The sequence below is a fragment of the Mesorhizobium sp. USDA 3734 genome (assembly GCF_056279665.1).
The window spans coordinates 6,738,251-6,761,261 of the sequence record NZ_JBWCCW010000001.1 but is presented as its reverse complement, the minus strand read 5'-3'; the positions used below and the strand labels follow the sequence as shown (position 1 = coordinate 6,761,261).

Sequence of the window (23,011 nt, the reverse complement as noted above, 5' to 3'; positions counted from 1 at the left end):
CGCCGCAAGCGCGCATTGCCAGAGATGGTGGACATGATGTGACGGCGGCGGACAACCGGCGATCGGAGTGGTCGGCAACAAGATCGAGCATCCCGACGGCATAGGAGAGACAGCACCAGGGAAGCGATCGAGAACGTCCGCGCTATCATCGAACGTCCGGCGCCGGCGGACGATATCAGTCGTCTTCAGGCTTTGTGAAACAGGTCAACCAGGCAAAGGCCAGCGTTACAAGTCACCTCCGCCGCCCCCGGCGGAGGTGACTTGATGTCCGGCGTCTGCCGTCGTCAGGCATCGGGAAAACAAGTCTCCCGTTCAGCGATGGCGATGGCGGCGTCGTTCATACGAAGCTAATATAGCACAGGCATGGGACTTTAGTCCAATCTTGCGCTTGCAAAGGTCCTGGGTGACAACCGCAACGGTCGGAGGTCGCTTCCGGGAACCACGTCTTTCGGCGATGTTGGTTGCTGCTGCGACGTTGAGGGTGGGCGCCGGCTCAATCGACGGAGATCAGGATGCACAGATCGGTCACGACCCGTTGTTGCCGGCTGGCGCTCAGATCGGCGGCCGCGCTGGCGTTGACCATCGCTCCCTATCACTTTGCCCTCCACGGCTCCGTTCCCGGAATCGATGCTGCCAGCGCACAGGCTGGCAAGGGCGGCGGCGGTAACGGCGGCGGCAACGGCGGTGGTGGTGGAGGCGGTAACGGCGGTAACGGCGGTGGCGGAAACAGCAGCGGCGGCAATTCTGGCAACAGCGGCGGCAACAGTGGTAATAGCGGCAACAGCAACGGGAACGGCAATTCCGGCAAGTCGGGATCCAACAGGGGCAAGAGCGGCAACAGCGCGAGTCATGTCAATGCCGTGACCGGTGACAAGGTCGACGTGACAGGCAACAAGATCACCGTCCGGCATCCCGACGGCATAACGGAAAAGATCGAGAACGGCCGTTTCAGGATGGAGGATGCGCTCGGGCGCACGATCATCGACCGCCGGGCCACGCCGGCCGATGTCAGCCGCCTCATGGCCTTGTGAAGCTTGCCAACAGGCAACGGCCGGCTTCACATGTCACCTCCGCCGCCCCCCGGCGGAGGTGACCTCGTTTCTGGGCCGGCGCCGCGATGACCGAAGTCCCTGGAGCGGTTCAGGTTTGCTAGAGCAATTCCAGGAAAGTGTGAAACGATTTTCCGTCCGGAATTGCGTCAAAACAAAGAGTTAGAGTGGTTCGCCGTTTCCGTGAAACGGCGAACCACTCTAGAAGCGCTGAACTGTTAAGTATGGTTCCTGTCGCGGTCGCGTGCCTCACGCATCATCAAGGCTGCTTCGGTGCGGTTTCGCACATTGAGTTTCGACAGCACGCCGGTCATGTGATGCTTGACGGTCTTCTCCTGAAGCTCCAGCCGCAAGGCGACTTCCTTGTTGCTCAGCCCCTCGGCCACCAGCCGCAGGATTTCCGTCTGCCGTTCGGTGAGTTGCCGCAGCCGGTCCGCTATGCCGTTGGTGGGTTTCTGGGACTGGAGATCCGAAAGCAGCCGGGCCGACAGCGTCGGCGAAAGATAGCTCTCGCCAGCCGCCACGTTGCGCAGGATGTCGGCAAGCGCGCGCGATCCGATACCTTTGAGGACATAGCCGCGCACCCCTGCGTTAAGGGCCGTGGTCACATCGGCATTGGCCTCCGAAACGGTCAGCATGACGATCTTCTGGGCGGGATGGCTGGCGAGGATGCCTGCAACCGCGGCCAGACCGCCGCCCGGCATGGAGATATCGAGCAGCAAAATATCGGGCCGCACCGTCGAGGCGATGCGTTCGGCATCCTGCGCCGTGGCGCCCTCGCCAGCCATCTCGAAACCTCCGATCTCCGACAGGCTGCGCGTCACACCTTCGCGAAAGAGGGGATGATCGTCGACAATGGCGATGCGAATGACATCAGTCATGCTTGCTCCTCAACCGATAGACGGATCACCAATCGCGTGCCTTGCGGCCCGGTCAAGGTTTCGAACTGGCCACCAATGCTTTCGACCCGTTCTCTGAGGCCGGCGAGCCCGAGGCCCTCGACCCGTGCCGGATCGAAGCCTGGCCCGGCGTCCGACACTTCAACACAAAGCCTGCCACCTTTCATCCCAGCACTCACCGCTTGATCCTTGCCTCGCCCGTGACGGTAGGCATTGTTTAGCCCTTCCTGCACGAAACGATAGATGCTGATCTTCTCGGAGGCGCCGGGCTCCGGCAACTGTCCGGCCAGCGTGAGTGTCACCGATGTTCCCGTCCTCAGCTCATGTTCGTTGACCGCCAACCGCAGAATGTCCGGTGCGGCTGCCGTCTCTATCTGCGGCAGGACGAGGCCGGTGCAGATGCCGCGTATTTCGCGCAGCGCATCTTCCAGCGTCTTGCGGATCATCGCGACCTCGGTCGCGCGGCTTTCGCCCGAATGGCCGTCGCCGGAGAATATCGGACTGTCCATGCGCAGCGCCGCCAGGGCCACGAGCTGGGCCGGACCGTCATGGAGATCGGCGCCGATACGGCGCAAATATCTTTCGTTGAGCGCGGTGGCGCGGCGGGAGGCCCGCTGCACGCGCATTCGCAGGGCGCTGTTTTGCGTTACCAGGCCCTGCAGCTCCGACACTTGGCGGCGAAGCGCCCCGCGCTGATCGTCGATGGTGCGGCTGCCGCGCAGGACGATGCCCGACAGGAGCAGGAATGCCGCCAGGGTCGCGCTGGCCACGATCAGCCAGCTAGACCACAGAGCGGAAGCCAGGCTGGCTTTGAACTCGTCGGCGATCTCGAAGAATTCGGTGACGGCCACGACTTCGCCGGACCAGGGCTCGCGCACGGGGTTGTAGATTTCCAGCAAAGGCACGCCGGTGGCCTCTTCCTTGCTTTCTGTCTCGTCGAACGTGTCGAGCTGGGCGACGACATTGCCCTGGAAGGCAGAGCGCAGCCCGCTGCTCGGTTCGAAACGTTGGCCTATCAGCGCCGTCTCCTTCGCATAGAGAACCGTGCCGTCGCGGCTCCAGAGCCTGAACGAGACGAGGCGCTTGCCGAGCGCGCCCTGGCCAAGTGTCTCGTCGAGCGCCTGCTTGACGGAGTCGCTGAGTTCCTGATCCTTGCGCAGGTCGGGAAGCAGCGGCGCAATCACGCTGTCGACATAGAGGGCCGTGGTGGCTGCCGAATTGCGGATGACGCCGTCCCGGATCTGCGCCGTCACCCAGGCGCCCACCACCAGCATGACGGCCAGCAGGCCAAAGCCGCCGGCAACGACGAATTGCAGGGCAAGAGAAAGTTCGCTCCAGCGTCGCACCAGGTTTTGCAGAATGCGTATCATGAGCCCCTGACCGCCCTTGAATCGACAGACTGGGCGATATCTGCACATTGACCCTCCCTCTTGCCGTTGCCAAGAGCTACGTTTGATCGAGGTCGCTTGACGTCCCGGCGCGCTTCGGAAACAAGGTCCGCGACACACGCGGCGGGAGCCGCTTCAAGAGGGGACGGGACGTTGAGTTTTTCGGGATTGCTGCAGCTTGGCTTTTCGACGGTCATTTTCCTGTTGGCGGCGACGGCGGCCAAGCAATGGGGCCTGGCGCCGAGCCTGGGCAAGATCCTGCTGACGCTGGCGCTCTATTCGCTGGGCAATCTGATCATGCTGCGGCTGATCCGCGAATTCGGCATGTCGGTGTCGTTCAGCCTCTCGGCCGTCATCCAGCTGGTCTCGGTGAATGTCGTCGCGCTGGTGTTCTTCGGCGAGCGCGTCAACGCGCTGCAGGCGACCGGCATCATGCTGGCAATTGCCGCCGTGGCGCTGATTACGCTCGGACCCTATCTGCAAGGCCGGTTGTAACGGGCGAATTGCCGATGAAGAACGCCGCGAACGCTCTGCTCAACCGGGTCGAATTCCCGGTGCTCGCTGGCCGGCCTGGTCATCGCCGCCGGCTTGTGGGGATTCGAGGAGTTGATGGAGGTGGCGCGCGCCACCACGCCGCACGCCTTCGACACCGAAATCCTGCTCGCCTTCCGCAAGGCGGGCCAGCCCGACAGCCCGATCGGCCCGCCCTGGCTGGAAGGGGCGATGCGCGATATCACCAGTCTGGGCAGCGGCAGCGTGCTGGTGCTGATCGTAACGGCGGTAATCCTCTATCTCTTGCTTATCCGCAGGCCGGCGACCGCCCTTTTCATCTTCGTGGCGGTGGCCGGTGGTCAGGTGCTGTCGAGCCTGCTGAAAGCCGGCATCGACCGGCCGCGCCCCGAACTCGTCTCGCATCTCGTCAACGAAACGACGCTGTCTTTTCCGAGCGGCCACGCCATGCTGTCGGCGGTGACCTATCTGACGCTCGGCGCGCTGGCAGCGCGCTTCCTGCCGGGACGGACGACGAAGATCTATGTGCTGTCGCTGGCGGTGCTGACGACGCTGCTGGTCGGCATCAGCCGCATCTATCTCGGTGTGCACTGGCCGTCGGATGTGCTGGCCGGCTGGTGCGCCGGCTTCGTCTGGGCGATGCTCTGCTGGCTCACTGCCCGGGCGTGGCAGCGATGGCGCGGGCAGCGCCCGGACGGCGACAGCGAGACTGGAGATTAGATCAGCCGGTTGATCAGCCCGTGCCCGCAACCCGCCAACAGCAAAACCGCCGACAGCAAGGCTGCCGATGTCATCCAGGCCCTGGAAATCTTCAACTGCTCACCCCGGTCGATGCTGAAAAGGGAAGGCTGCGTCGATATCTTCCCGGCAATGACCAGCCTAGCATGCCTGTCTTGATCCCCGCCATCCGGTTTCCCGAGAGGGTACATGTTTCATATATGCATTATGATGGTTGAAACATCATCATGACTGTACTATACGTTGATACCGCAGACTCAGACGGGGGTTTTGGCCGATGATCACTGCCGCGCAGATGCGCGCCGCAAGGGCGCTGGCCGGCATCGATCAAAAGACGCTCGCCGAGCGCGCCGGGGTTTCGCTTCCGACCATCCAACGCATGGAAGCGAGCGACGGTGTGGTCAGGGGCGTGGTCGATACGCTGATGAAGGTCATCCAGGCACTCGACGAGGCCGGGGTGGAATTGATCGGCGAGAACCAGGCCAGCGAGCGCGGTGGCAGGGGCGTGCGCCTCAAGCAGACTGTGCCGCGCTAAGCCTCTCCCGCAACCCGAGTCGGCACACATAAGTCGCGACGCGACCGCCGACGATCCTGCCGACGATCCCGCCGCCTTCACGGAGCGGAAGGCACATTCATGGACCAGAGCCATCCGGCAAGCCACCATCCGGCAAGGCCGACATTTTACGAATTGTTCACGCCGAAACTGGTGACGGTCTGGCGCGAAGGTTACCGCCTGCCGCAGTTCAAGGCCGACTTCATGGCCGGCCTGACCGTCGCCATCGTCGCACTGCCGCTGTCGATGGCGATCGCCATCGCGTCGGGGGTGACGCCGGAGCGCGGCCTGTTCACCGCCATCGTCGGCGGCTTCATCGTCTCGGCGCTTGGCGGCAGCCGTTTCCAGATCGGCGGACCCGCTGGCGCCTTCATCGTGTTGGTGGCGGCAACGGTTCAGCGCGAAGGTGTCGACGGGCTGCTGCTGGCAACGATGATGTCGGGCGTCTTCCTGCTCGCGATCGGCTATCTCCGTCTCGGCACCTACATCAAATTCATCCCCTATCCGGTGACGGTCGGCTTCACCGCCGGCATCTCGATCATCATCTTCTCCGGCCAGATCGTCGAACTGTTCGGGTTGAAGCTTGCAGGCACCGAGCCCGGACCGCTTCTGCCGAAGCTGATGGCAATCGGTGAGGCGGCCGGCACGCTCAACATCTCGGCGACGCTGGTGGCGTTGCTTACCATCGTTACCATTGTCACAGTGAAACGCTGGCGGCCGGGCTGGCCGGGCATGCTGATCGCCGTCGGCCTGGCCTCGCTGGTGGTGGCGCTGCTGGCGCTGCCGGCGGAAACGATCGGCACGCGTTACGGCGGCATTCCGCGCAGCCTGCCGTTTCCGGCACTGCCGGCGCTCAGCCTCGACAAGGCGATCGCCGTGCTGCCTGACGCCATCGCCTTTGCGCTGCTCGGCGCGATCGAATCGCTGCTGTCGGCGGTGGTCGCCGATGGCATGACGGGCCGGCGGCACCGTTCAAATTGCGAACTGGTGGCGCAAGGCTTCGCCAACATCGCCTCGGCGCTGTTCGGCGGCATCTGCACCACCGGTACCATCGCCCGCACCGCCACCAATGTGCGGGCCGGCGCACATGGGCCGATCTCGGGCATGCTGCATTCGCTGTTCCTGCTCGTCTTCATGCTGGTGGCGGCACCGCTGGCCAGCTACATCCCGCTCGCCGCCCTTGCCGGCGTGCTGGCGGTCGTCTGCTGGAACATGTTCGAAAAACAGGCCTTTGCCACCCTGTTGCGCGCTTCGCGCGGCGATGCGCTGGTGCTGATGGCAACCTTCCTGATCGTCGTCTTCCGCGACCTCACCGAAGGCATCGTCGTCGGCTTCGCGCTGGGCTCGATCCTGTTCATCGACCGCATGTCCAAGAGCATTGCGGTCGAGGTCGATCAGCCGCTGGTGCAGGAGGATGTCGCCGACAGCAGCAACGCCTACGATTCCAGCGATGCGACCGACGCCGACACTGTCGTCTACCGCATCTCGGGCGCCTTCTTCTTCGGCGCCGCGTCGACCGTCGGCACCGTGCTCGACCGCATCGCCGACCAGCGCAAGAACTTCATCCTCGACTGTTCGGCCGTGCCGTTCTTCGATTCGACGGCGGCCAATGTCATCGAGGGCGCCGCCCACAAGGCGAAGCGCGCCGGTGTCCGCTTCATCATATCAGGCGCCGCGCCGCAGATACGGCGCATGCTGATCAACCACGGCGTCAAGCGTCCGCTGGTGACCTATGCCGCCTCGATCCGTGATGCGCGGGCACAGCTGAAAGGCAATCCGGACACGGAGTAGCAGCCGGGATTTGCCGGCCGGTGGGCACTCTGTCGGCACCGCGGAGCCGCCGGATCGAGGTCGGTTTGGCGAACCAAATTTGCCTTCGACCGGGTTGCGCTCGATTACCTGTTCAGCCACAGCGCGACCTCCCCGAGATAGCTTTGGATACCCTTGGCTACGCGAAAAATTGTGCCCATGCGGGAGCGGAACCTCATTCGTCGGCTGTTGCTTGGGTGCAAATTCCCGGCCGTCAATGGTGGTCGGATCGCTTATACCGCCCGCACCCATCACCGGCGAGGTCCAATCGGAGTGTTACATGGCAGCATCGGCTGATTGCGGTGGAGGGCTTAGCCGCGAGCACTACATCTCGCGCGCCCTAATCACCTGATGGAGAAGTGCGCAGCAGGCTTCGACATACGCTGTCTGGGCGTCGCTGAGGCATTCGGGAGGTTCGAGGCGCTTGCCACAGTAGGGGCAAATAGCCTTGGCGATTAACCCCGGCGCTGCCACAATGTCAGGACGTTGTGCTCCATTAATTCACGCTCGCGGACGGCGAACTCATCTGTCCACTGAACGAGCTTGGCATCGGCCGGACGAGGTCAAACCCTTCGGGGAACCTTCCCGCGCGGAGATTGAGGGGGAAGTCCTTACCCTCTGCTCCCCTTCAAGTCCCCGTCCCGGAACGGCCTGATCGGGTGGGATCCCGAGCAGGGCCAAGTTTTCTTGAAATCGCAGCGACCGCCAGGTGCTGCAACATTTGTTCGGCTCCTTAATGGTCGCGCAACCATTAGCCGACATTATCAGAAACATTCGTCGCGCAAATAATTGCAGACGCGCCCGCTTGAAAAGCAAGACTCTGTAAAGCCTGACGAGAGGGGAATGACGCATGTCTCAATTCTCATCCGTGCGCGCGAGATTAATCTCGTATTATTTGCTTTCAGTCGCGCTGCTGATTGGAGTCAGTGCGTATGCGCTTGTCCAGATGCTTGCGCTCGATCGACTGACGGAATCGCTTGATCGCAAATGGGTGGTGGGCACCCGCGTTCTTGGAGAGATGGCAGATCTCCTCTCCGAGACCCGTCTGGCTGAAACGCGCCTCGCACTCGCCACGGATCAGGAACAGACCAACCAGGCATTGGCCGCGGCCGATGAGTACATGAAAGCGATTGCCGAACAGAGAGCCGCCTATGGCCTGTTGCACAAGACAGAAGACGAGCTAATCCTCCTGGGAAACTTTGATCGGGATTGGAGCACCTGGGCGGCCGAACATCGCGCATGGATAGCGCTCCCTCATGATAGCAGGCTCACAGTCTCGCCGGCCTTTCAGCTTCGTGCCGATAATCTCTACCGGATCGCTGACGACGCCATTGATGCGCTCATTACCGTCAATTCGGCGGGAGCGGACGAAGCCGGAACGCGTGCCGACAGCATTGTCGATACCGCATACGTGCTTTTCGCTATCGTCGTAGCCTGCGCCCTTGTCTTGGCGATCTGGGTAACATGGGTCATCCACGCCGGGATATCCCGGCCTCTCGCCTCCATCACCAAGGCCCTCTCCGAACTCGCCGCTGGAAATCGCGATGTCGTCATTCCACAAGTCGACAGGCACGATGAGATCGGCAGCATGGCTGTGGCCTTCGAGGTTTTCCGAACCAACGCCGTCGCTCTGGAAGAAGCCCAGGCACTCGCGGAGGCACTGGCCCGCTACGACACGCTCACCGGTCTGGCAAACCGGCGCGTGTTGTCGGATGAGCTAGAAAAGGCCCTCGGCCGCATCGACCGCAGCGAGGGTTCCTTCGCCGTGCTGTTGATCGACCTCGACAGGTTCAAGGCCGTCAACGATATTCACGGGCACGGCGCCGGCGACCTTGTACTGGGTGAAATCACGGCCCGCTTGAAGACGATCGTGCGCAAGCAGGACACGCTTGCCCGCATCGGCGGTGATGAATTTGTTATCATCTGCGAGTTCGACCGCGAGGGGCAGGAACCTACCAAAGCGCCCATTTTCCTGGCGGAGCGTATCATTGCTGCGATTTCCGCTCCGGTCTCCATCGGCGCAAGGACCGTTGGGATCGGCGCGAGCATCGGAATCGCTCTTTGTCCAGCGGACGGACAGGAGGCCGACTCGCTCCTGCATGCGGCCGACGTCGCCATGTATCGGGCAAAGCAGGCCGGCCGCGGAACCTTCCGCTTCTACGAACAGAGCATGGATACGGAGCTGAAGGCACAGGCCGCGCTGGAAGCCGACATTCAGCGCGCAGTGTTAACGGGTGAGATCCAGCCGCACTACCAGCCCTTGATCGAGCTATCCGACGGCCGCTTGCTCGGATTCGAAATCCTCGCGCGTTGGCATCATCCAGAAAAAGGCCTGATCGTGCCCGATGTGTTCATCTCGACTATAGAGCGCCTCGGACTGATGCCGGACTTCACCCTCGGCATGCTACGGCGGGCTTGCCTTGACGCAAAGGCGTGGCCGGCCAATCTCAGGCTCTCGCTCAACGTCTCGCCGCACGAACTGACAGATTTGCTGTTCCCGATACGTCTGCTTGCCGTGCTCTCCGAAACAGGCTTCGCGCCGAATCGGCTCGAGATCGAAATCACGGAAAATGCTCTCGTGACGGATCTGAACACTGCGAAAACGATTCTTGGATCGCTTCAGAATGTCGGAATCAAGATCGCGCTCGATGATTTTGGCACTGGCTATTCCAGCCTCTATCACCTGCGCGAGCTCAAACTCGACAAGATCAAGATCGATCGCAGCTTCATCCAATCGATGAAGGACAATCCAGAAAGTGCGAAGATCGTCTATGGCATCCTCGGCTTGGCAAAGAGCCTTGCCCTACCCACAACTGCGGAAGGGATCGAGGATTCCGAGATCGTGGATCGCCTGAACAAGGCGGGCTGCGAGATCGGGCAGGGCTACCACTTCGGCAAGGCAATGCCCGCAGCCGAGGCCTCGAAATTGGTCAGGAAACCGCGCGGTAAGCCAGAGTTGTCCAAGATCGCCTGACCAAGGACGGCGTGCCTCTCATTGCTTCATCGCGGTGATCGATTGATCGGACTGGCGCGAACAGCTGCTTTCCACCTGCTATGGCGATTTAGAAATATACAATGTCTGGCGTGTGGTTCATGAATGCAATGTGTCTGCCGGTTGAGGGCGTGCTGCCACAACCCGCATGCTATCATGCGCTACATACCGCTGCACTGGTCGCGGGTTGTGGCAGTGCTTCGCTCGAGCCTGCATGTTACCGGCCCAAGCGTATTGCGCACCTGGGCGTTGCGCGCCGGCCGGCTCTCAATCGAGCTTCATGGCCGCCACCTCGCCCTCGTTCATCAGCGGCACATAGAGGATCGACTTCCCATCGGTGCCGATGTCGGCGCTGCCGGGCCTGAAATGCGCCACCGCTTCCGGCGCGCCGCCCACGTGATAGCGGTAGAGCGTGCCGGTCATGTAGGCGGTGGCGTAGATGCTGTCACGAATAGCAATGACGCCATCGAGGTCGGCGAATTTCTGGGCGCCCGGCAAGGGCGCAACCACCTTGTTGGCGATGTCGACCGACAGCAGGCCACCCGGCTCCGCCGTGCTGAAGTCGGGCTTGATGCCCTTGCCCCAGGAGGCGACGATCAGCCTGTTACCATCGGCGAAGACGCCGTTGGGCGAGGCCAGCGCCGCGTCCTTGACGAACAGCTCCGGTCGGTCGCCGTCGATGCGGTAGATGGCGTCGGCCAGCATGTCGGTGACATAGATCTTGCCGGACTGGTCCGAAGTCATGTCGTTCAGGAAGACCGCGTTCGGCACCGCGATGCTGGCGACGAGCTTGCCGCTGGCGAGGTCGACGACGCGGACTTTCGTGATGTCGGCGACATAGAGCTTGCCGCCCGAGATCGCCATGCCCTTGGGCGCGTCCATGCCGCCGGTCCAGTGCCGGGTGACCGTCTTGCCGTCCACGGACAGGACGGAGAGATAACCGTTGCCGTCGGCCTCGCCGGGATTGCCTGATATGTTGGAGACGATGATGCGGTTGTTGGCGGCGTCGAACAAAGCCGATTCCGGTTGCTCGAAGCCGGCGGCGCGCCAGAGTTCGCCGGCCTCGGCGGCAGGCGCGGCCGCGATGCCGATGACGGTGAGCAAGGCCGAGGTGATGAGGGTGTTCATGGCTGGTCTCCTGTGATGACGGCGGGACAGCTATGATTTTCGATACTTTCTGGAAAGGTCGATTACCGCTAGTATCGAAAACCGATACGAAACTGCCAGCGAGAGGCGCATCCGATGAACGGTCTGATCTTCGAGGCGTTGAAGCGGACGCTGAAGTCGAAGGGCGTCACCTATCGCGCGCTTGCCGAACGCATGGGCGTTTCCGAACCGACGGTGAAGCGTATCTTCCACGAGCGCAACTGCAAGCTCGACCGGCTGATGGAAATATGCGCCGCCGCCGGCGTCGAGCTGGAGAACGTGCTCGGCTCGATGAACCGGGGGCCAGGACCGGTCAATCACATCGGGCCGGAGATCGAGCGCAGGCTTGCCGGCCGGCCGGCGCTGCTGTTCGTCTTCGTCATGCTGTCGGAAAAGTTCACGCCGCAAGGCATCATGCGTTCGCAAGGCCTGAGCGAGGCCTCGATGTTCCTCTATCTGCGCGATCTCGAGGAACTCGGTTTGATCGCGCTCGGCCGCGGTCTCTCGGCGAGACTGCTGGTCGAGACGCCGATCCAGTGGAATTTCGAAGGGCCGCTCAGGCCGCTGTTCGAGATGACCAACAAGAATTTCATCGGCTGGGCGATCACCCATATCGACAAGGAAGCAACCTTCGTCAGCTTCTCCCGGCGGATGCGGCCGGAGACGGCGGAGATGGTGCGGCGCGAGGCGCAGGAGCTGGCCGATCGCGCCAAGCTGCTCGCCCATCACGACCAGCACACCACGCCGGAGGACGGGCTGGTCGGCTACAAATGGACGTTTGCCTTTGGTGCGACGCCATTCCCGGCGATCATGCCGATTGGGCCGCACGCGCGAGATGCCGGTGCACGGGTGCCCGACAGCCCCAACGCCCCGACAAAAAGGCGTCGCCCCTTGCCGACTTAGCACCTGCTATTCAGTGGCCTTCGCATCGGCAACCTTGTCGTCCCAGACCATCTGCCGATAGTCGAAACCATATTCCAGCGTCGGCTTGACGATGCGGAAATAGGGCGACAGGTCGAAATCGCGCGGTGTGTAGAGCGAGTGGTGGCGGATGTGCAGGATTTCCTTGCGCGAATAATTCGACTGCGCCGAAGCGCGGCCGGGCGCACGGGTGATCTCGGGCAGGATCGGATAGCGGATCTGGCCATAGGCCTCGGCGATCAGCGTCGAGCAGATCGCCCGTGTCGGATCGCCGGAGCCGAAGGCCAGCATGCGGCGGCGCCAGCGCACCGGCACTGGTGGCGTCGGGAAGAAAAAACGCAGCATGTCGAAAATGTTCTTGAGGTCGTATTTCAGGCCGAGCTTGCCGATCATGAAGGCGACGACCTTGTCGCGGTCCTCCGGCGCCAGCCCGCTCGCCCGGCAGATGCGGGTGTTGTAGGTGCGATAGCGCGACAAGGGCACGGCGACGCAGCCTTCGCCGAGCGTGACCTCGATCAGCCGCCTCCGTTCCGTTCCATCTTCCGGTTCGGCCAAGGCATCGCCAACATAGAAGGCGGCATGCGACCAGGTCGACTGGGTCAGGTACTTGATCGCCGCCGAGATCTTCTGGTTGCCCTCGATCAGCAGGATGTCGCCGGGTTCAAGCGTGCGGCGCAGCGTCTCCGCATCGGAGGGCGTATAGGGCTCGTAGCCGGACGATTCTCCCTGCAGCCGGCCGGCAAGCCAGCGGCCAAGTCGATCCAGAAGCGTGTCGCCGGGCTTGGTCATGCCCCATGGCGATTAGCATAGGCGGGTAATGAGGGCTAGCGCGCGGGTGGAGCGACAGGGTTGCTGATAGGGCGCAGCCCCTCATTCTGCGCGCTTCGCGGCCACCTTCTCTCCGCTAGAGCGTTTCACGTTTTGACGGAAGCGTATCCCGCATTTACGAAGTAGTTCTTGCATTCGGCTGCCTCGATGGTTTCGACGAGGTGGCCGATGTGGCGCCAAGTTTCCTCGACAGTGCGTTTCTGAGCCTGGCGCATCCAGTGTTTGATCTTGGCGAAGGCCTGCTCGATGGGATTGAGATCCGGAGAGTAAGGCGGCAGGTACCAAAGCCTGGCGCCGGCAGCCTTGATCATCTGCCTGATGGCGGCCGACTTATGACTTCCCAGATTGTCCATGACGACGATGTCGCCGGGCTTCAGAACGGTGACGAGCTGCTGCTCGACATAGGCCCGGAAGCATTGGCCGTTGATCGGTCCGTCGAAGACACAAGGTGCTGCGAGCCGATCCCAGCGCAGCGCGCCAAGGAAGGTCAGCGTGCGCCAGTGGCCGTGCGGCGCCAGGCCGCGCAGCCGCTTGCCCTTCGGCCCCCAACCGCGCAGCGGAGCCATGTTGGTCTTGATCCAGGTCTCATCGATGAAGAACCAGGCACTGTGGATCGAGACCCGCCTGCCAGGACCGCCATCGCTGACGCCTGCGGGCAATATCAGCGCGGGCCTGCTCAAGGCCGAACAGTGTTTTTTTTGAACCTCAGGCCCTCGCGGCGCAGGAACATCCAGATCGTATTGTGCGAGACCTTGACCCCGCGCGCTTCCAACTCGTCTTTCAGCCTATGCAAACTCAGCTCAGAGGTCTGATTGATCCGCTCCACGATGAAGGCCCGATGCGGCTCAAGAATGCGCTTGCGATGTCCGCCCATCTTGCCCGGCGCCACCGAGCCGGTCGCTCGATAGCGCTGCGACCACTTCACGACAGAGGAAACTGCAACGCCAAAGCGCGATGCCACGGTACGGCAATTCTCGCCTGCGCCAACTGCTTCAACAACACGCTCACGAAGATCGTTTGAAAGCGCTCGCGTCATTAGATGCTGGCCTCCAACCCAGCCTGCATCTTGAATCACAAACAGCCTGATTTGGGAATCCTACGATTCTCTCAAAGTAGGAAACGCTCTAGAGGAATGAAGCCGGTGAACGCGCGCCTTTCCTCTCCCCCTTGCGGGCAGGGGAATCGCATATGGCGATTTTGAGCTTGAAGTTGGTTTGAGAAGGGATTCTTTGGGAAGGCAGTCCACTGAGGAGTGACTGCCATTTCTAGCCTTGAGAGCTATTTCGGCGCGGTCCCTGATCCGCGCGCGGCCAACGCCACGCACCGGCTTGGCGACCTGATCGTGATGATGATCGCTGCGAGCCTGTGTGGCGCGACCAGCGCAACGGAGTTTTCGTTGTTCGCGCAAGAGCGCAAACAGGCGCTGTCGCGCTTGATCGACTATGAGGAGGCGCCCAGCCACGACACCTTCTCGCGGCTGTTGCGCCTGCTCGATCCGGAGGCCTTCGGACGTGCGTTCGCCGCCTTTGCCGCGGGCTTTGCCCAGGCACGCCAGGGTGTGGTCGCACTTGATGGCAAGGCGCTGCGACGGGCCTATGAGAAAGGCCTTGCGGCCAGCCCGCCCCTGACGGTGTCAGCCTTTGCCAGCCAGACGCGGCTGTGTTTGGCGGCGGCCTCGCCCGGCGATGGAGACAATGAGGTCGAGGCTGCCCTCAAGGTCGTCGAACTCATTGATCTTACTGGTCGATTGGTCACGGCCGATGCGCTTCATTGCCACACGCGCATGGCCAAGGCCATCATTCAGCGCGGCGGCGACTATCTGCTCACGCTCAAGGGAAACCGCCGGCATTGGTTGGCTCGGGCCAAACAACAACTGGCCCAGACCACTCCCGCCGTCACTGAGCGGACCGAGACCAGCCATGGCCGCAACGAATGGCGGCAGGCAGAAGTCGTGGCGGCGCCCGACCCGCTGATGCCTGGGCACAAGGCCTTCATCCGCATCACCAGCCGGCGCGATCAGGCCAAGCCGCTGACGCGCCTGTTCATGGCCTCAACGCTGCTGTCCCCGCAGCAGGCGATCGATCTCACCAGAGCCCATTGGCAGATCGAGAACGGGCTGCATTGGATGCTCGACGTTCATCTGCGCGAGGACCTCAGCCGTGCCCGCAAGGACAACGCCCTTGCCAACACCGCGCTCCTAAACCGCATCGCCAGAAATATCCTTCAGGCCGCCGACATCGACAAAGTCCCCATCAGCCACCGTATCAAAAAATGCGCGTGGAATGACGACTATCTCATCCAGGCCATCACTCATATGCGATAGCCCTGCCCTCCGGAGGGAGAGGAAAGGCGCCAAGTCAGCCTACGATGCCGTTTGCCTCTTCCGGCGACGCAGCCAGATCGTCGCGCGCCTTGCGGGCCAGTTTGCGTGTCGAGCGTTTGGGACTGTCGCCGAACAGCTCGGCCGCCTCGGCAAGACAGCTCTTCTTCAGCTGCTTCTCCGACCGTTTCAGCAGCTTGCCCAGAAGCTTCGTGTCTTCGGGCGGCCCGAGCGGACGGTCATCGGCCTCGAGCAGATCGCGCATCACCAGCACATCGTGCAGGTCGCCCAGCCGCTCGCCCAGTTCGTCGACCGCCTTGCGCCTTGCCTTGATCGGCGTCGGCCACAGCCTGCCGAGCAGCGACAGATGCATGCCGTGGGTCTTGGCCGCCTTGCGCAGGTCGTGAAAATCATTGGCGACGCCGCGCGATCCGGCCTTGTCCAGCGCCTTCCTGGCCCGGCGCAAGGTGATGCGGGCGCCTTCGGCAAGGACGTCTGCCGCCTGCTCCGGCTGATCGGGCAAGGCAAGGCTTTCGATCCGCTTGAGGCCTTCTTCGCAAGCGGCGGTCGCAGCACCGATCGCCGCTTCGAGCCCGCTGCCCTCATGCATTTCATGCTGGCGCGCGATCAGCCTGTCGCGCGCAGCAGTTAGCCGGCCGTCGGCGCTCTCCTTGGGAAAGCTTGCCGCCAGCCGGTCGATGGTCTCGATCAGTGCCGTCGCCTCGCGCGGACCGGCAAGCAGGGCCGCCACATTGCGATAGCACTGGTTTTCGGTCTCACAGAATGTTTCGTCACCGGAACGAACCAGGCGCAACAAGGCACGAGCGTTCTTCAGCCGCTTGCGGCATTTGTGCAGTGCCTGTTCCGGCCGGCTGCGCGCGGCATCAAGATGGGCCAATGCCTTGCCGATTTCCTCGGCAAGGATACGCCTGACCTCGCCGGTCAGCGGCAGGCGCGGATCGATGCGAAAGCTCATGCGGCGATCTCCGGTGTCCCCCCGAGGGCGAGCGACGCGTTGTAGAATTTCTGCTCGCCGGTGACTTCACGGCCGAGCCAGTCAGGCAGCATTTCGTCCGGAACGTCCTCCGGCGTCTCAAGTTCGGCGACCACAAGTCCCGCAAGCGGTCCGCCAAAGACATCGACTTCATAGAGATAGCCGCGGTGCCTAACATGGTGACGTGTCTTCTCGATGACACGTCCAATGGCGAAGCCCATCATCTCCACCGCCTCCGGCAGCGGGATCGGATATTCGAATTCGTCGCGCTCGCGCGCCTTGCTGCCGAACTTGAGCGTCAGCTTGGCGGAAGTGCCATCGCTGATGCGGATGCGCACCGTGCGCCCGGGACCGGCGGCGAGATAGAACTGGAGGATGCGGATATCCGCCTCGGCCAGATCCCGCCACGCGGGACTGGAGACCAGGAATTTGCGTTCGACTTCCTTGCCCATGGCCGCGCACTAAAGCGGTTGCCGCCGCCCATGGCAAGACGGTGACGTACACAGATTGGCGTTCACGAATTGACTTTAATCAATCGATTGATTAAATACCTGGTATGATCAAGCAGCCTGACGCCAAAATCCTTCGCCGCGAAGCATCTCCCGCCGAGATGACGCGTGCCGCCCTCGTCCGGGCGGCGCTGAAACTGTTTGGGCGGCAGGGTTTCGACGGCACCTCGACGCGCGAGATCGCTGCCGAGGCGCAAGCCAATATCGGCTCGATCGCCTATCATTTCGGCGGCAAGGAGGGCCTTCGCGCCGCTGCCGCCGACTTTATCGTCGAGACCATCCAGACGGTCGCCGGTCAGGCGCTCGGCAATGCGCAGGCGCCCATGCCGGGTGGTCCGGAGGCGGCGCAAGCACAACTCTTCGCGGCGCTGGAGCGGATGGTCGGCTTCGTCGTGGCCAGCCCGCAGGCCGGCGAGATCGTGCAGTTCGTGTTGCGCGAGCTTTCGCATCCGACGGCAGCCCTCGATCGCATCTATGACGGCGTCTTCGAGCCGACGCACCGCCGGCTGTGCCAGCTCTGGGAACAGGCGACCGGCGAGCCGGCCGAAAGCGAGGCCACAAGGCTGACCGTGTTCACGCTAATCGGCCAGGTCATCTATTTCCGCATCGGCCGCGAGGCGGTGATGCGCCGCATGGGCTGGCACGACATCGGCGCCGCCGAGGCCGCCAAGGTGGTGGCGGCCACGTCGGGCAATCTCAAGGCCATATTGGCTTCCAGAAAAGGGGCAGGGATGAAGGGGCAAAGACCATGAGCTTTCTGTGTTCGCTGCCACTCGCCGCGCAGCTTTTCAGCGCCTGTGCCCCGGCAGCCCCGCTGGCCGTCGGCTATGTCGAAGGCGACTATGTGCTGCTGGCGCCGATCGAGGTGGCGCAGGTCGAGACCGTCATGGTCAAACGTGGAGACCGTGTGGTGCCCGGCACGACCGTGGTGACGCTGGAAAGTGCCGATGCAAAAATCGCGGTGGCGCAGGCCGAGGCCGGCCTTGCCCAGGCGCAGGCGCAATTGGCCGACCTGCAGATCGGCAAACGGCCGGAAGAGATCGCCGTGCTGAAGGCCGAGGTCGACATGGCCAGCGCCCAGGCCGCCGACGCCAAGCGCAAATTCGACCGCGCCGCCGATCTGTTCAAACGCGGCGCCGGCACGCAGGCCGATTTCGACACCGCGTCGGCCACATTGGAAACGGCCAACGCGCAGGTCGGCCAGGCCACCGCCAATCTCGCCGTCGGTGGCCTGCCGGCGCGTCCGGAGACCATCAAGGCGGCCGACAATCAGGTCAAGCAGGCGCAGGCGACGCTGGAGCAGGCGCAGTGGCGGCTGTCGAAGCGCGTGCTGGCAGCCCCTTCGCCCGGCCGCGTCAACGACGTCATCCGCAATCCGGGCGACACCGCCGGCCCGACCGCGCCGGTCATTTCGATCCTGCCCGACGGCGCGGTGAAGCTCAGCGTCTACATCCCGGAGAGCGCCTTCGCCTCGGTCAAGGTCGGCACCTTGCTCGGCGTCCATTGCGACGGCTGCGGCCCGGATGTGAAGGCACGCGTCAGCTACGTCTCGCCAGATCCCGAGTTCACCCCGCCGGTGATCTATTCGCTCGAGAACCGGCAGAAGCTGGTCTACCTGGTCGAGGCACGGCCGGAGGGCGATGCCGGCCCGCTGCAGCCGGGCCAGATCGTCGATGTCGATCTCGCGGACGGCGCAAAATGAACGCCATCGATGTCCATGGTCTGGTCAAGCGTTTTGGCGAAAAGACCGTCGTCGACCATGTGACGATGACGGTCGCCGAAGGCGAGATCGTCGGCTTCCTCGGACCCAACGGTTCGGGCAAGACCACCACCATCCGCATCATGTGCGGCTTGCTGACGCCCGACGAAGGCGAAGGCACGGTGCTCGGCTTCAACATCCGCACCGACAGCCTGCGCATCAAGCGCGAAGTCGGCTACATGACGCAGAAATTCTCGTTCTACGAGGATCTGACGATCGGCGAGAATCTCGAATTCGTGGCGCGGCTCTACCGGCTGAAGCCGGTTGAAGAATATGTCGCCGGGACGCTTGAAGACCTTGGCCTGACCACGCGCCGCAACCAATTGGCCGGCACCTTGTCGGGCGGCTGGAAGCAGCGGCTGGCGCTGGCCGCCTGCATCATGCACAAGCCGAAATTGCTGCTGCTCGACGAGCCGACGGCCGGCGTCGATCCGAAGGCGCGGCGCGAGTTCTGGGACGAGATCCATCGCCTCGCCAGCGGCGGGCTGACCGTGCTGGTCTCCACCCACTACATGGACGAGGCCGAGCGCTGTCACCGCATCAGCTATATCTCCTACGGCAAGATGCTGGCCACCGGCACCGTCGCCGAAGTGGTCAGGAATGCCGGGCTGACCACCTTCGTCCTGCAGGGCCCGCGCCTCGACCAGGTCGCCGAAGCGCTTCAGGGCCGCCCCGGCGTCGACCAGGTGGCGCCGTTCGGCGCGACGCTGCATGTCGTCGGCTCCGACAAGAAGAAGCTCGAAGCCGCACTCGCCGATGTCGAGAGAGAGCACAAGGGCGTGAAAGTTTCGCCGGGCGAAACCAGCCTGGAAGATGTCTTCATCCAGTTCATGTCCGGCTCGAAGGACAACATGGCATGAACAGCGTCTTTTCCTTCGCCCGGCTTGGCGCGCTGCTGATCAAGGAATTCATCCAGATGCGGCGCGACCGCATCACCTTCGCCATGATGCTGGGCGTGCCACTGATACAGCTTGTTCTGTTCGGCTACGCCATCAACAACGACCCGAAGAGCCTGCCTGCAGCACTCGTGGCGACGAGCAACGATCCCTACACGCGTGCCATTGTCGCGGCGCTGCAGACCACCGGCTACTATCGTTTCGACCATGTCGCGCAAAGTGCTGCCGAGGCGGAGTTCCTGATATCGCGCGGCGACGTCGCCTTCGTCGTCACCATCCCCGCCGATTTCGCCAAGAGGGTGGAGAGCGGCAACAACCCGCAGATCCTTATCGAGGCCGACGCCACCGACCCGGCGGTGGCCAGCGGCGCCATCTCGACGCTCGGCACCGTCGCTAGCCAGGCGCTGCTGAGGGCGCAAGGCACGCAGGAAGCCGCCGCCGAGGCCGCCAAGGGTCAGCTCGATGTCGTCGTACACCGGCGCTACAATCCCGAAGGCATCTCGCAATACAACATCGTGCCCGGCCTGCTCGGCGTCATCCTGCAGATGACCATGGTGATGATGACTTCGATCGCGCTGACGCGCGAGACCGAGCGCGGCACGATGGAGAACCTGCTGGCGATGCCGTCCAGCCCGCTCGAGATCATGCTCGGCAAGGTGCTGCCCTATCTGGCGGTCGGCGGCGTGCAGGTGGTGGTGGTGCTGGCGGCGGCCAAGCTTCTGTTCGCCATACCCTTCACCGGATCGATGTCGCTGCTGTTGACCGCCGTGCTGATCTTCGTGCTGGCGCTGGTGCTGCTCGGCTATACGATTTCGACCGTCGCCCGCACGCAGATGCAGGCCCTCCAGCTCACCTTCTTCTTCTTCCTGCCGTCGATCATGCTGTCGGGTTTCATGTTTCCCTATCGGGGCATGCCGGACTGGGCGCAGACCTTCGGCGAGATCTTCCCGCTGACGCATTTCCTGCGCATCACCCGCGCGGTGATGCTGAAGGGCGCCGAACTGCCGGCGGTGGCAACGGAGATCGGCTGGCTGGTGGTGTTCGTGGCGTTGTTTGCCGGCATCGCATTGGTGCGGTTCAGGCGGACGCTCGACTAGCTCTCACGGGTTGAGTGATCTCGTACCGCTAACGAACGGACTTCCTCGGACATAGAAGCGTAGCGGGCGATCCGCGTCCTTCGTAATGCCGATCCGGATGCCCTGCCCGATGTCACCGGCCTGTTGATCATCAATTGCCAGCCATAGCGAGCCTTCCCGGCAAAGATCCAGCCCGTCGAGCGAACGGTCGATCCGCAGTGCCTGGGAAAGCCGTCCCGGCCCTCGCGCCAGGTCGCGCAGGGGCTCGACGCCTCGGTTCTGCCGCATGATCGCGATGCCTTCGAGCGGTTCGAGCGCCCTGATCAGCACACCGGTTCCAATCCCCGGCATCTCGCTCGAAACGTTGAGCATGTAGGAGATGCCGTAGGCGAGATAGACATAGGCGTGCCCAGGCTCGAGAAACAGCGAACGGTTGCGTGGAGTCATTCCCCGGTAGCCGTGCCCGGCGGCGTCGCCGACCACATAGGCCTCGGTCTCGACGATGCGGCCGCTGGCGATGCCTTCAGGCAGCTCCCGCACCACGATCTTGCCAATGAGGTAGCGGGCAAGGGATGCCGTATCATCAGGCAGTTCCGAGCGCACGAGCGGGCGGCGGATGGTCATGCTCCGCGCGGCCAGGCTTCACGGCATCCGCTCGACCCATTGCGCGCGCGAAAGTCCCGGCTCGAACGGATCTGCGAAATACTGGGTCTCGCGGGCCACCTTGCCATCGAGGAACTCCATGATGCTCACGGTGTAGGACGGCCGCCCGTCATAGGCGAGGACAAATTCAGTAACCCAGAGATCGCCCCCGCCAATGATCCGCCGCACTGTGAAGCGTTTGCGGTTCGGCTGTGCGGCGCGCGACAACTGGATGTTTCGCCGCCCGCTTATGCGCTCGCCCGACTGCGGATAGTCGAGCACCGCGTCCTCGCGGTAAATCTCGTGTTCCGCCTCGAAGTCGCTGGCATCGGAGGCGGCCCAGTGGCGATCCAGAGCCGCTCTTGTCTCCTGGTCTCCCATGCCGGATCTCCTCGGACATCGACCGCGTGATCGGACCTTTCGCTACCCTACGCCGCCATGATCTCGGCATAGGTGCCGAAATCGACATTGCCGCCGGACAGCACCACGGCCACGCACTTGCCGGACAGTTCGATCTCGCCCGATGACAGTGCCGCCAGCGCCACGCAGCCGCCGGGCTCGACCACCAGCTTGAGATAGGCCATGGCGTCGCGCATCGCCTGTGCCGTCGCCTTGTCGGAGACGGCGATGCCGCCGGCAAGGTTCCGGCGGTTGATCTCGAAGGTGATCAGGCCGGGCTCGGCGGTCAGGATCGCGTCGCAGATCGAAGCGTGGCCGGGCTCGTTCGAAACCCTGGCGCCGGCGGCCAGCGAACGGCGGGTGTCGTCGAAATGTTCGGGCTCCACTGCCCAGACCGCGGTCCCGGGCGAGGCGTCCTTGACCGCAACCGAGATGCCGCTGGTCAGGCCGCCGCCGCCGCAGGGAATGACGACCGCGTCGAGGCTGACGCCAAGCGCTTTTGCCTGGCGCATCAATTCGAGGCCGATTGTGCCCTGGCCAGCGATGATGGCCGGGTCGTCGAAGGGCGGCACCAGCACCATGCCTCTCTCGATGTAAGGGCCAACCACGGTCATGCGGTCGTCGCGAAAGCGGTCGAACGGCACCACTTCCGCGCCCATCTTGCGGACATTGGCGATCTTCATCGCCGGGGCGTCGGCCGGCATGGCGATGACCGCCTTGACGCCGAACATCGCCGCCGACGCCGCGACGCCCTGCGCATGATTGCCCGACGAGAAGGCAACGACGCCACGGCTGCGCTCCTCTTCACTCAGAGACGACAGCTTGTTGTAGGCGCCACGGAATTTGAACGAGCCGGTGCGCTGCAGCGTTTCCGGCTTGAACAGGATGCGGGCGCCGAAGCGCTTGTTCAGCTCCTGCGATTCGATCAAGGGGGTTTCGACGATCAGGCCGGAGAGACGCGCGGCGGCGGCGTGGATGTCGGCAATGCCGGGAGGGGTGGTCATGGCGGGTCCTGTGGAAACATGTTGCCCTTCATGATGCCCGCAAAGGGAGGTGGCGCACCATGGGAAAAATGTGACCGTTACAAAGTTTGGCGAGTCATGATCGGCGTCTGCGCCGCCCCTCACCTGCCTGCCGGCATCCTCTCCCCGTATAGTGACGGGGAGAAATGCCCGGCAGGGCAATGAGGGGCGGCGCCGAGATCAGCAAATTGGCCACCCAATTCTAGCCAAGCAACGTCCTCTGCCTCTTGCTCCCACCCAGCTTGCGCCAGTTGTTGAACCGGTGGCTGGCGGCGGCAAAGGAGATCTTCATCTGCTGGGCGACCGAATAGCGCGACTTGCCCTCGTCGAACATGCGGTAGCAGCACTCGACGCCTTCCTCGGTCAGTTTGCCGTCCGGGGCCTTGTTGTGCGGATTGGCGGGGTCGAATTTCTCGACCTGCTGCTCGACCAGGCCTTTCAGGCGCTGCAAGTCGGCCTCGATGCTGGCGATGAGATCGAGAACGGGCTTTGGGTCATAGGGATGCGGAGGCTGTTTTGCCGTCATCTGCTGGCTCCTTGTCTTGGCTTGGTCCAGCTATA

General features: G+C 63.2%; 21 protein-coding genes and 2 pseudogenes. 12 read left to right on the top strand and 11 right to left on the bottom strand.

Translation table 11 applies throughout. From position 1 onward, the window contains the following. Positions 1-575: 575 nt before the first annotated feature. A complete protein-coding gene (locus ACZ89F_RS32335; protein ID WP_476096215.1) occupies positions 576-1,031 on the top strand; it encodes a hypothetical protein in 456 nt (151 codons plus the stop codon). A 236-nt stretch (positions 1,032-1,267) separates the two neighbouring features. On the opposite strand, the gene ACZ89F_RS32330 is transcribed toward ACZ89F_RS32335, so the two are convergent. Together ACZ89F_RS32330 and ACZ89F_RS32325 are read right to left on the bottom strand one after the other, a co-directional pair. Next, positions 1,268-1,930, bottom strand: coding sequence for a LuxR C-terminal-related transcriptional regulator (locus ACZ89F_RS32330; RefSeq protein WP_476096214.1), 663 nt, complete (start codon positions 1,928-1,930; stop codon positions 1,268-1,270). Continuing rightward, positions 1,927-3,318 (bottom strand): sensor histidine kinase, encoded by a 1,392-nt coding sequence (locus tag ACZ89F_RS32325; protein ID WP_476096212.1) that lies wholly within the window; start codon positions 3,316-3,318, stop codon positions 1,927-1,929. The genes ACZ89F_RS32330 and ACZ89F_RS32325 overlap by 4 nt, the downstream gene beginning before the upstream one ends. Positions 3,319-3,489: 171 nt before the next feature. On the opposite strand from ACZ89F_RS32325, the gene ACZ89F_RS32320 reads away from it, so the two are divergent. The 5 genes and pseudogenes from ACZ89F_RS32320 to ACZ89F_RS32300 all read left to right on the top strand — a co-directional run bounded on the left by ACZ89F_RS32320 (position 3,490) and on the right by ACZ89F_RS32300 (position 9,920). Then, positions 3,490-3,831, top strand: coding sequence for a hypothetical protein (locus tag ACZ89F_RS32320; RefSeq protein WP_056585458.1), 342 nt, complete (start codon positions 3,490-3,492; stop codon positions 3,829-3,831). 14 nt (positions 3,832-3,845) lie between these two features. Beyond that, positions 3,846-4,566 (top strand): annotated as a pseudogene (locus tag ACZ89F_RS32315) (phosphatase PAP2 family protein). Positions 4,567-4,861: 295 nt separating this feature from the next. Then, on the top strand, positions 4,862-5,119 hold the full coding sequence (locus ACZ89F_RS32310) for a helix-turn-helix domain-containing protein (protein WP_027040307.1): 258 nt from the start codon (positions 4,862-4,864) through the stop codon (positions 5,117-5,119). A 99-nt stretch (positions 5,120-5,218) separates the two neighbouring features. Continuing rightward, entirely contained in the window at positions 5,219-6,928 is a 1,710-nt protein-coding gene (locus ACZ89F_RS32305; RefSeq protein ID WP_476096211.1) for a SulP family inorganic anion transporter, read from the top strand. Positions 6,929-7,796: 868 nt separating this feature from the next. After that, complete coding sequence (locus ACZ89F_RS32300) at positions 7,797-9,920, top strand: putative bifunctional diguanylate cyclase/phosphodiesterase (protein WP_476096209.1); 2,124 nt, start codon at positions 7,797-7,799, stop codon at positions 9,918-9,920. 285 nt (positions 9,921-10,205) lie between these two features. On the opposite strand, the gene ACZ89F_RS32295 is transcribed toward ACZ89F_RS32300, so the two are convergent. Next, positions 10,206-11,066, bottom strand: coding sequence for an SMP-30/gluconolactonase/LRE family protein (locus tag ACZ89F_RS32295; RefSeq protein ID WP_476096207.1), 861 nt, complete (start codon positions 11,064-11,066; stop codon positions 10,206-10,208). A 114-nt stretch (positions 11,067-11,180) separates the two neighbouring features. Here ACZ89F_RS32295 and ACZ89F_RS32290 point away from each other — a divergent pair, with 114 nt between their 5' ends. Continuing rightward, positions 11,181-11,987, top strand: a complete 807-nt coding sequence (locus ACZ89F_RS32290; protein WP_476096206.1) for a helix-turn-helix domain-containing protein — start codon at positions 11,181-11,183, stop codon at positions 11,985-11,987. 6 nt (positions 11,988-11,993) lie between these two features. On the opposite strand, the gene ACZ89F_RS32285 is transcribed toward ACZ89F_RS32290, so the two are convergent. Together ACZ89F_RS32285 and ACZ89F_RS32280 are read right to left on the bottom strand one after the other, a co-directional pair. Continuing rightward, positions 11,994-12,794 (bottom strand): C40 family peptidase, encoded by an 801-nt coding sequence (locus ACZ89F_RS32285; protein ID WP_476096204.1) that lies wholly within the window; start codon positions 12,792-12,794, stop codon positions 11,994-11,996. A gap of 125 nt (positions 12,795-12,919) precedes the next feature. Next, positions 12,920-13,869 (bottom strand): annotated as a pseudogene (locus ACZ89F_RS32280) (IS630 family transposase). A gap of 216 nt (positions 13,870-14,085) precedes the next feature. Between ACZ89F_RS32280 and ACZ89F_RS32275 the strand changes: the two are divergent. Further along, complete coding sequence (locus ACZ89F_RS32275; RefSeq protein ID WP_476096203.1) at positions 14,086-15,156, top strand: ISAs1 family transposase; 1,071 nt, start codon at positions 14,086-14,088, stop codon at positions 15,154-15,156. A 34-nt stretch (positions 15,157-15,190) separates the two neighbouring features. Here the strand turns inward: ACZ89F_RS32275 and ACZ89F_RS32270 are convergent, their stop codons facing one another. Together ACZ89F_RS32270 and ACZ89F_RS32265 are read right to left on the bottom strand one after the other, a co-directional pair. Further along, entirely contained in the window at positions 15,191-16,129 is a 939-nt protein-coding gene (locus ACZ89F_RS32270) for a CHAD domain-containing protein (RefSeq protein ID WP_476096202.1), read from the bottom strand. After that, the gene (locus tag ACZ89F_RS32265) at positions 16,126-16,599 is read right to left on the bottom strand and encodes a CYTH domain-containing protein (protein WP_476096200.1); all 474 of its coding nucleotides are present in this window, start codon (positions 16,597-16,599) and stop codon (positions 16,126-16,128) included. Before ACZ89F_RS32265 ends, ACZ89F_RS32270 begins: the two co-directional genes overlap by 4 nt. Positions 16,600-16,703: 104 nt before the next feature. Here ACZ89F_RS32265 and ACZ89F_RS32260 point away from each other — a divergent pair, with 104 nt between their 5' ends. From ACZ89F_RS32260 to ACZ89F_RS32245, 4 genes are read left to right on the top strand one after another with little or no spacing between them, the layout of a single operon-like run. Beyond that, positions 16,704-17,408 (top strand): CerR family C-terminal domain-containing protein, encoded by a 705-nt coding sequence (locus tag ACZ89F_RS32260; protein WP_476096198.1) that lies wholly within the window; start codon positions 16,704-16,706, stop codon positions 17,406-17,408. Next, positions 17,405-18,358 (top strand): HlyD family secretion protein, encoded by a 954-nt coding sequence (locus tag ACZ89F_RS32255; RefSeq protein WP_476096196.1) that lies wholly within the window; start codon positions 17,405-17,407, stop codon positions 18,356-18,358. The genes ACZ89F_RS32260 and ACZ89F_RS32255 overlap by 4 nt, the downstream gene beginning before the upstream one ends. Next, a complete protein-coding gene (locus ACZ89F_RS32250) occupies positions 18,355-19,275 on the top strand; it encodes an ABC transporter ATP-binding protein (RefSeq protein ID WP_476096194.1) in 921 nt (306 codons plus the stop codon). Before ACZ89F_RS32255 ends, ACZ89F_RS32250 begins: the two co-directional genes overlap by 4 nt. Beyond that, positions 19,272-20,408 carry an ABC transporter permease gene (locus ACZ89F_RS32245; protein ID WP_476096192.1) on the top strand — a complete coding sequence of 379 codons (1,137 nt, stop codon included), beginning with the start codon at positions 19,272-19,274 and terminating at the stop codon, positions 20,406-20,408. The genes ACZ89F_RS32250 and ACZ89F_RS32245 overlap by 4 nt, the downstream gene beginning before the upstream one ends. 3 nt (positions 20,409-20,411) lie before the next feature. On the opposite strand, the gene ACZ89F_RS32240 is transcribed toward ACZ89F_RS32245, so the two are convergent. The 4 genes from ACZ89F_RS32240 to ACZ89F_RS32225 form a co-directional block, all read right to left on the bottom strand. Next, positions 20,412-21,011, bottom strand: a complete 600-nt coding sequence (locus ACZ89F_RS32240; protein ID WP_476096190.1) for a DNA-3-methyladenine glycosylase — start codon at positions 21,009-21,011, stop codon at positions 20,412-20,414. Positions 21,012-21,029: 18 nt separating this feature from the next. Continuing rightward, on the bottom strand, positions 21,030-21,410 hold the full coding sequence (locus ACZ89F_RS32235; RefSeq protein WP_476096189.1) for a nuclear transport factor 2 family protein: 381 nt from the start codon (positions 21,408-21,410) through the stop codon (positions 21,030-21,032). Positions 21,411-21,457: 47 nt separating this feature from the next. Then, positions 21,458-22,432, bottom strand: a complete 975-nt coding sequence (locus ACZ89F_RS32230) for a threonine/serine dehydratase (RefSeq protein WP_476096188.1) — start codon at positions 22,430-22,432, stop codon at positions 21,458-21,460. A 220-nt stretch (positions 22,433-22,652) separates the two neighbouring features. Next, positions 22,653-22,976: a hypothetical protein gene (locus tag ACZ89F_RS32225; RefSeq protein WP_024502197.1), complete on the bottom strand. Its 324-nt coding sequence runs from the start codon at positions 22,974-22,976 to the stop codon at positions 22,653-22,655. Positions 22,977-23,011: the final 35 nt, after the last annotated feature.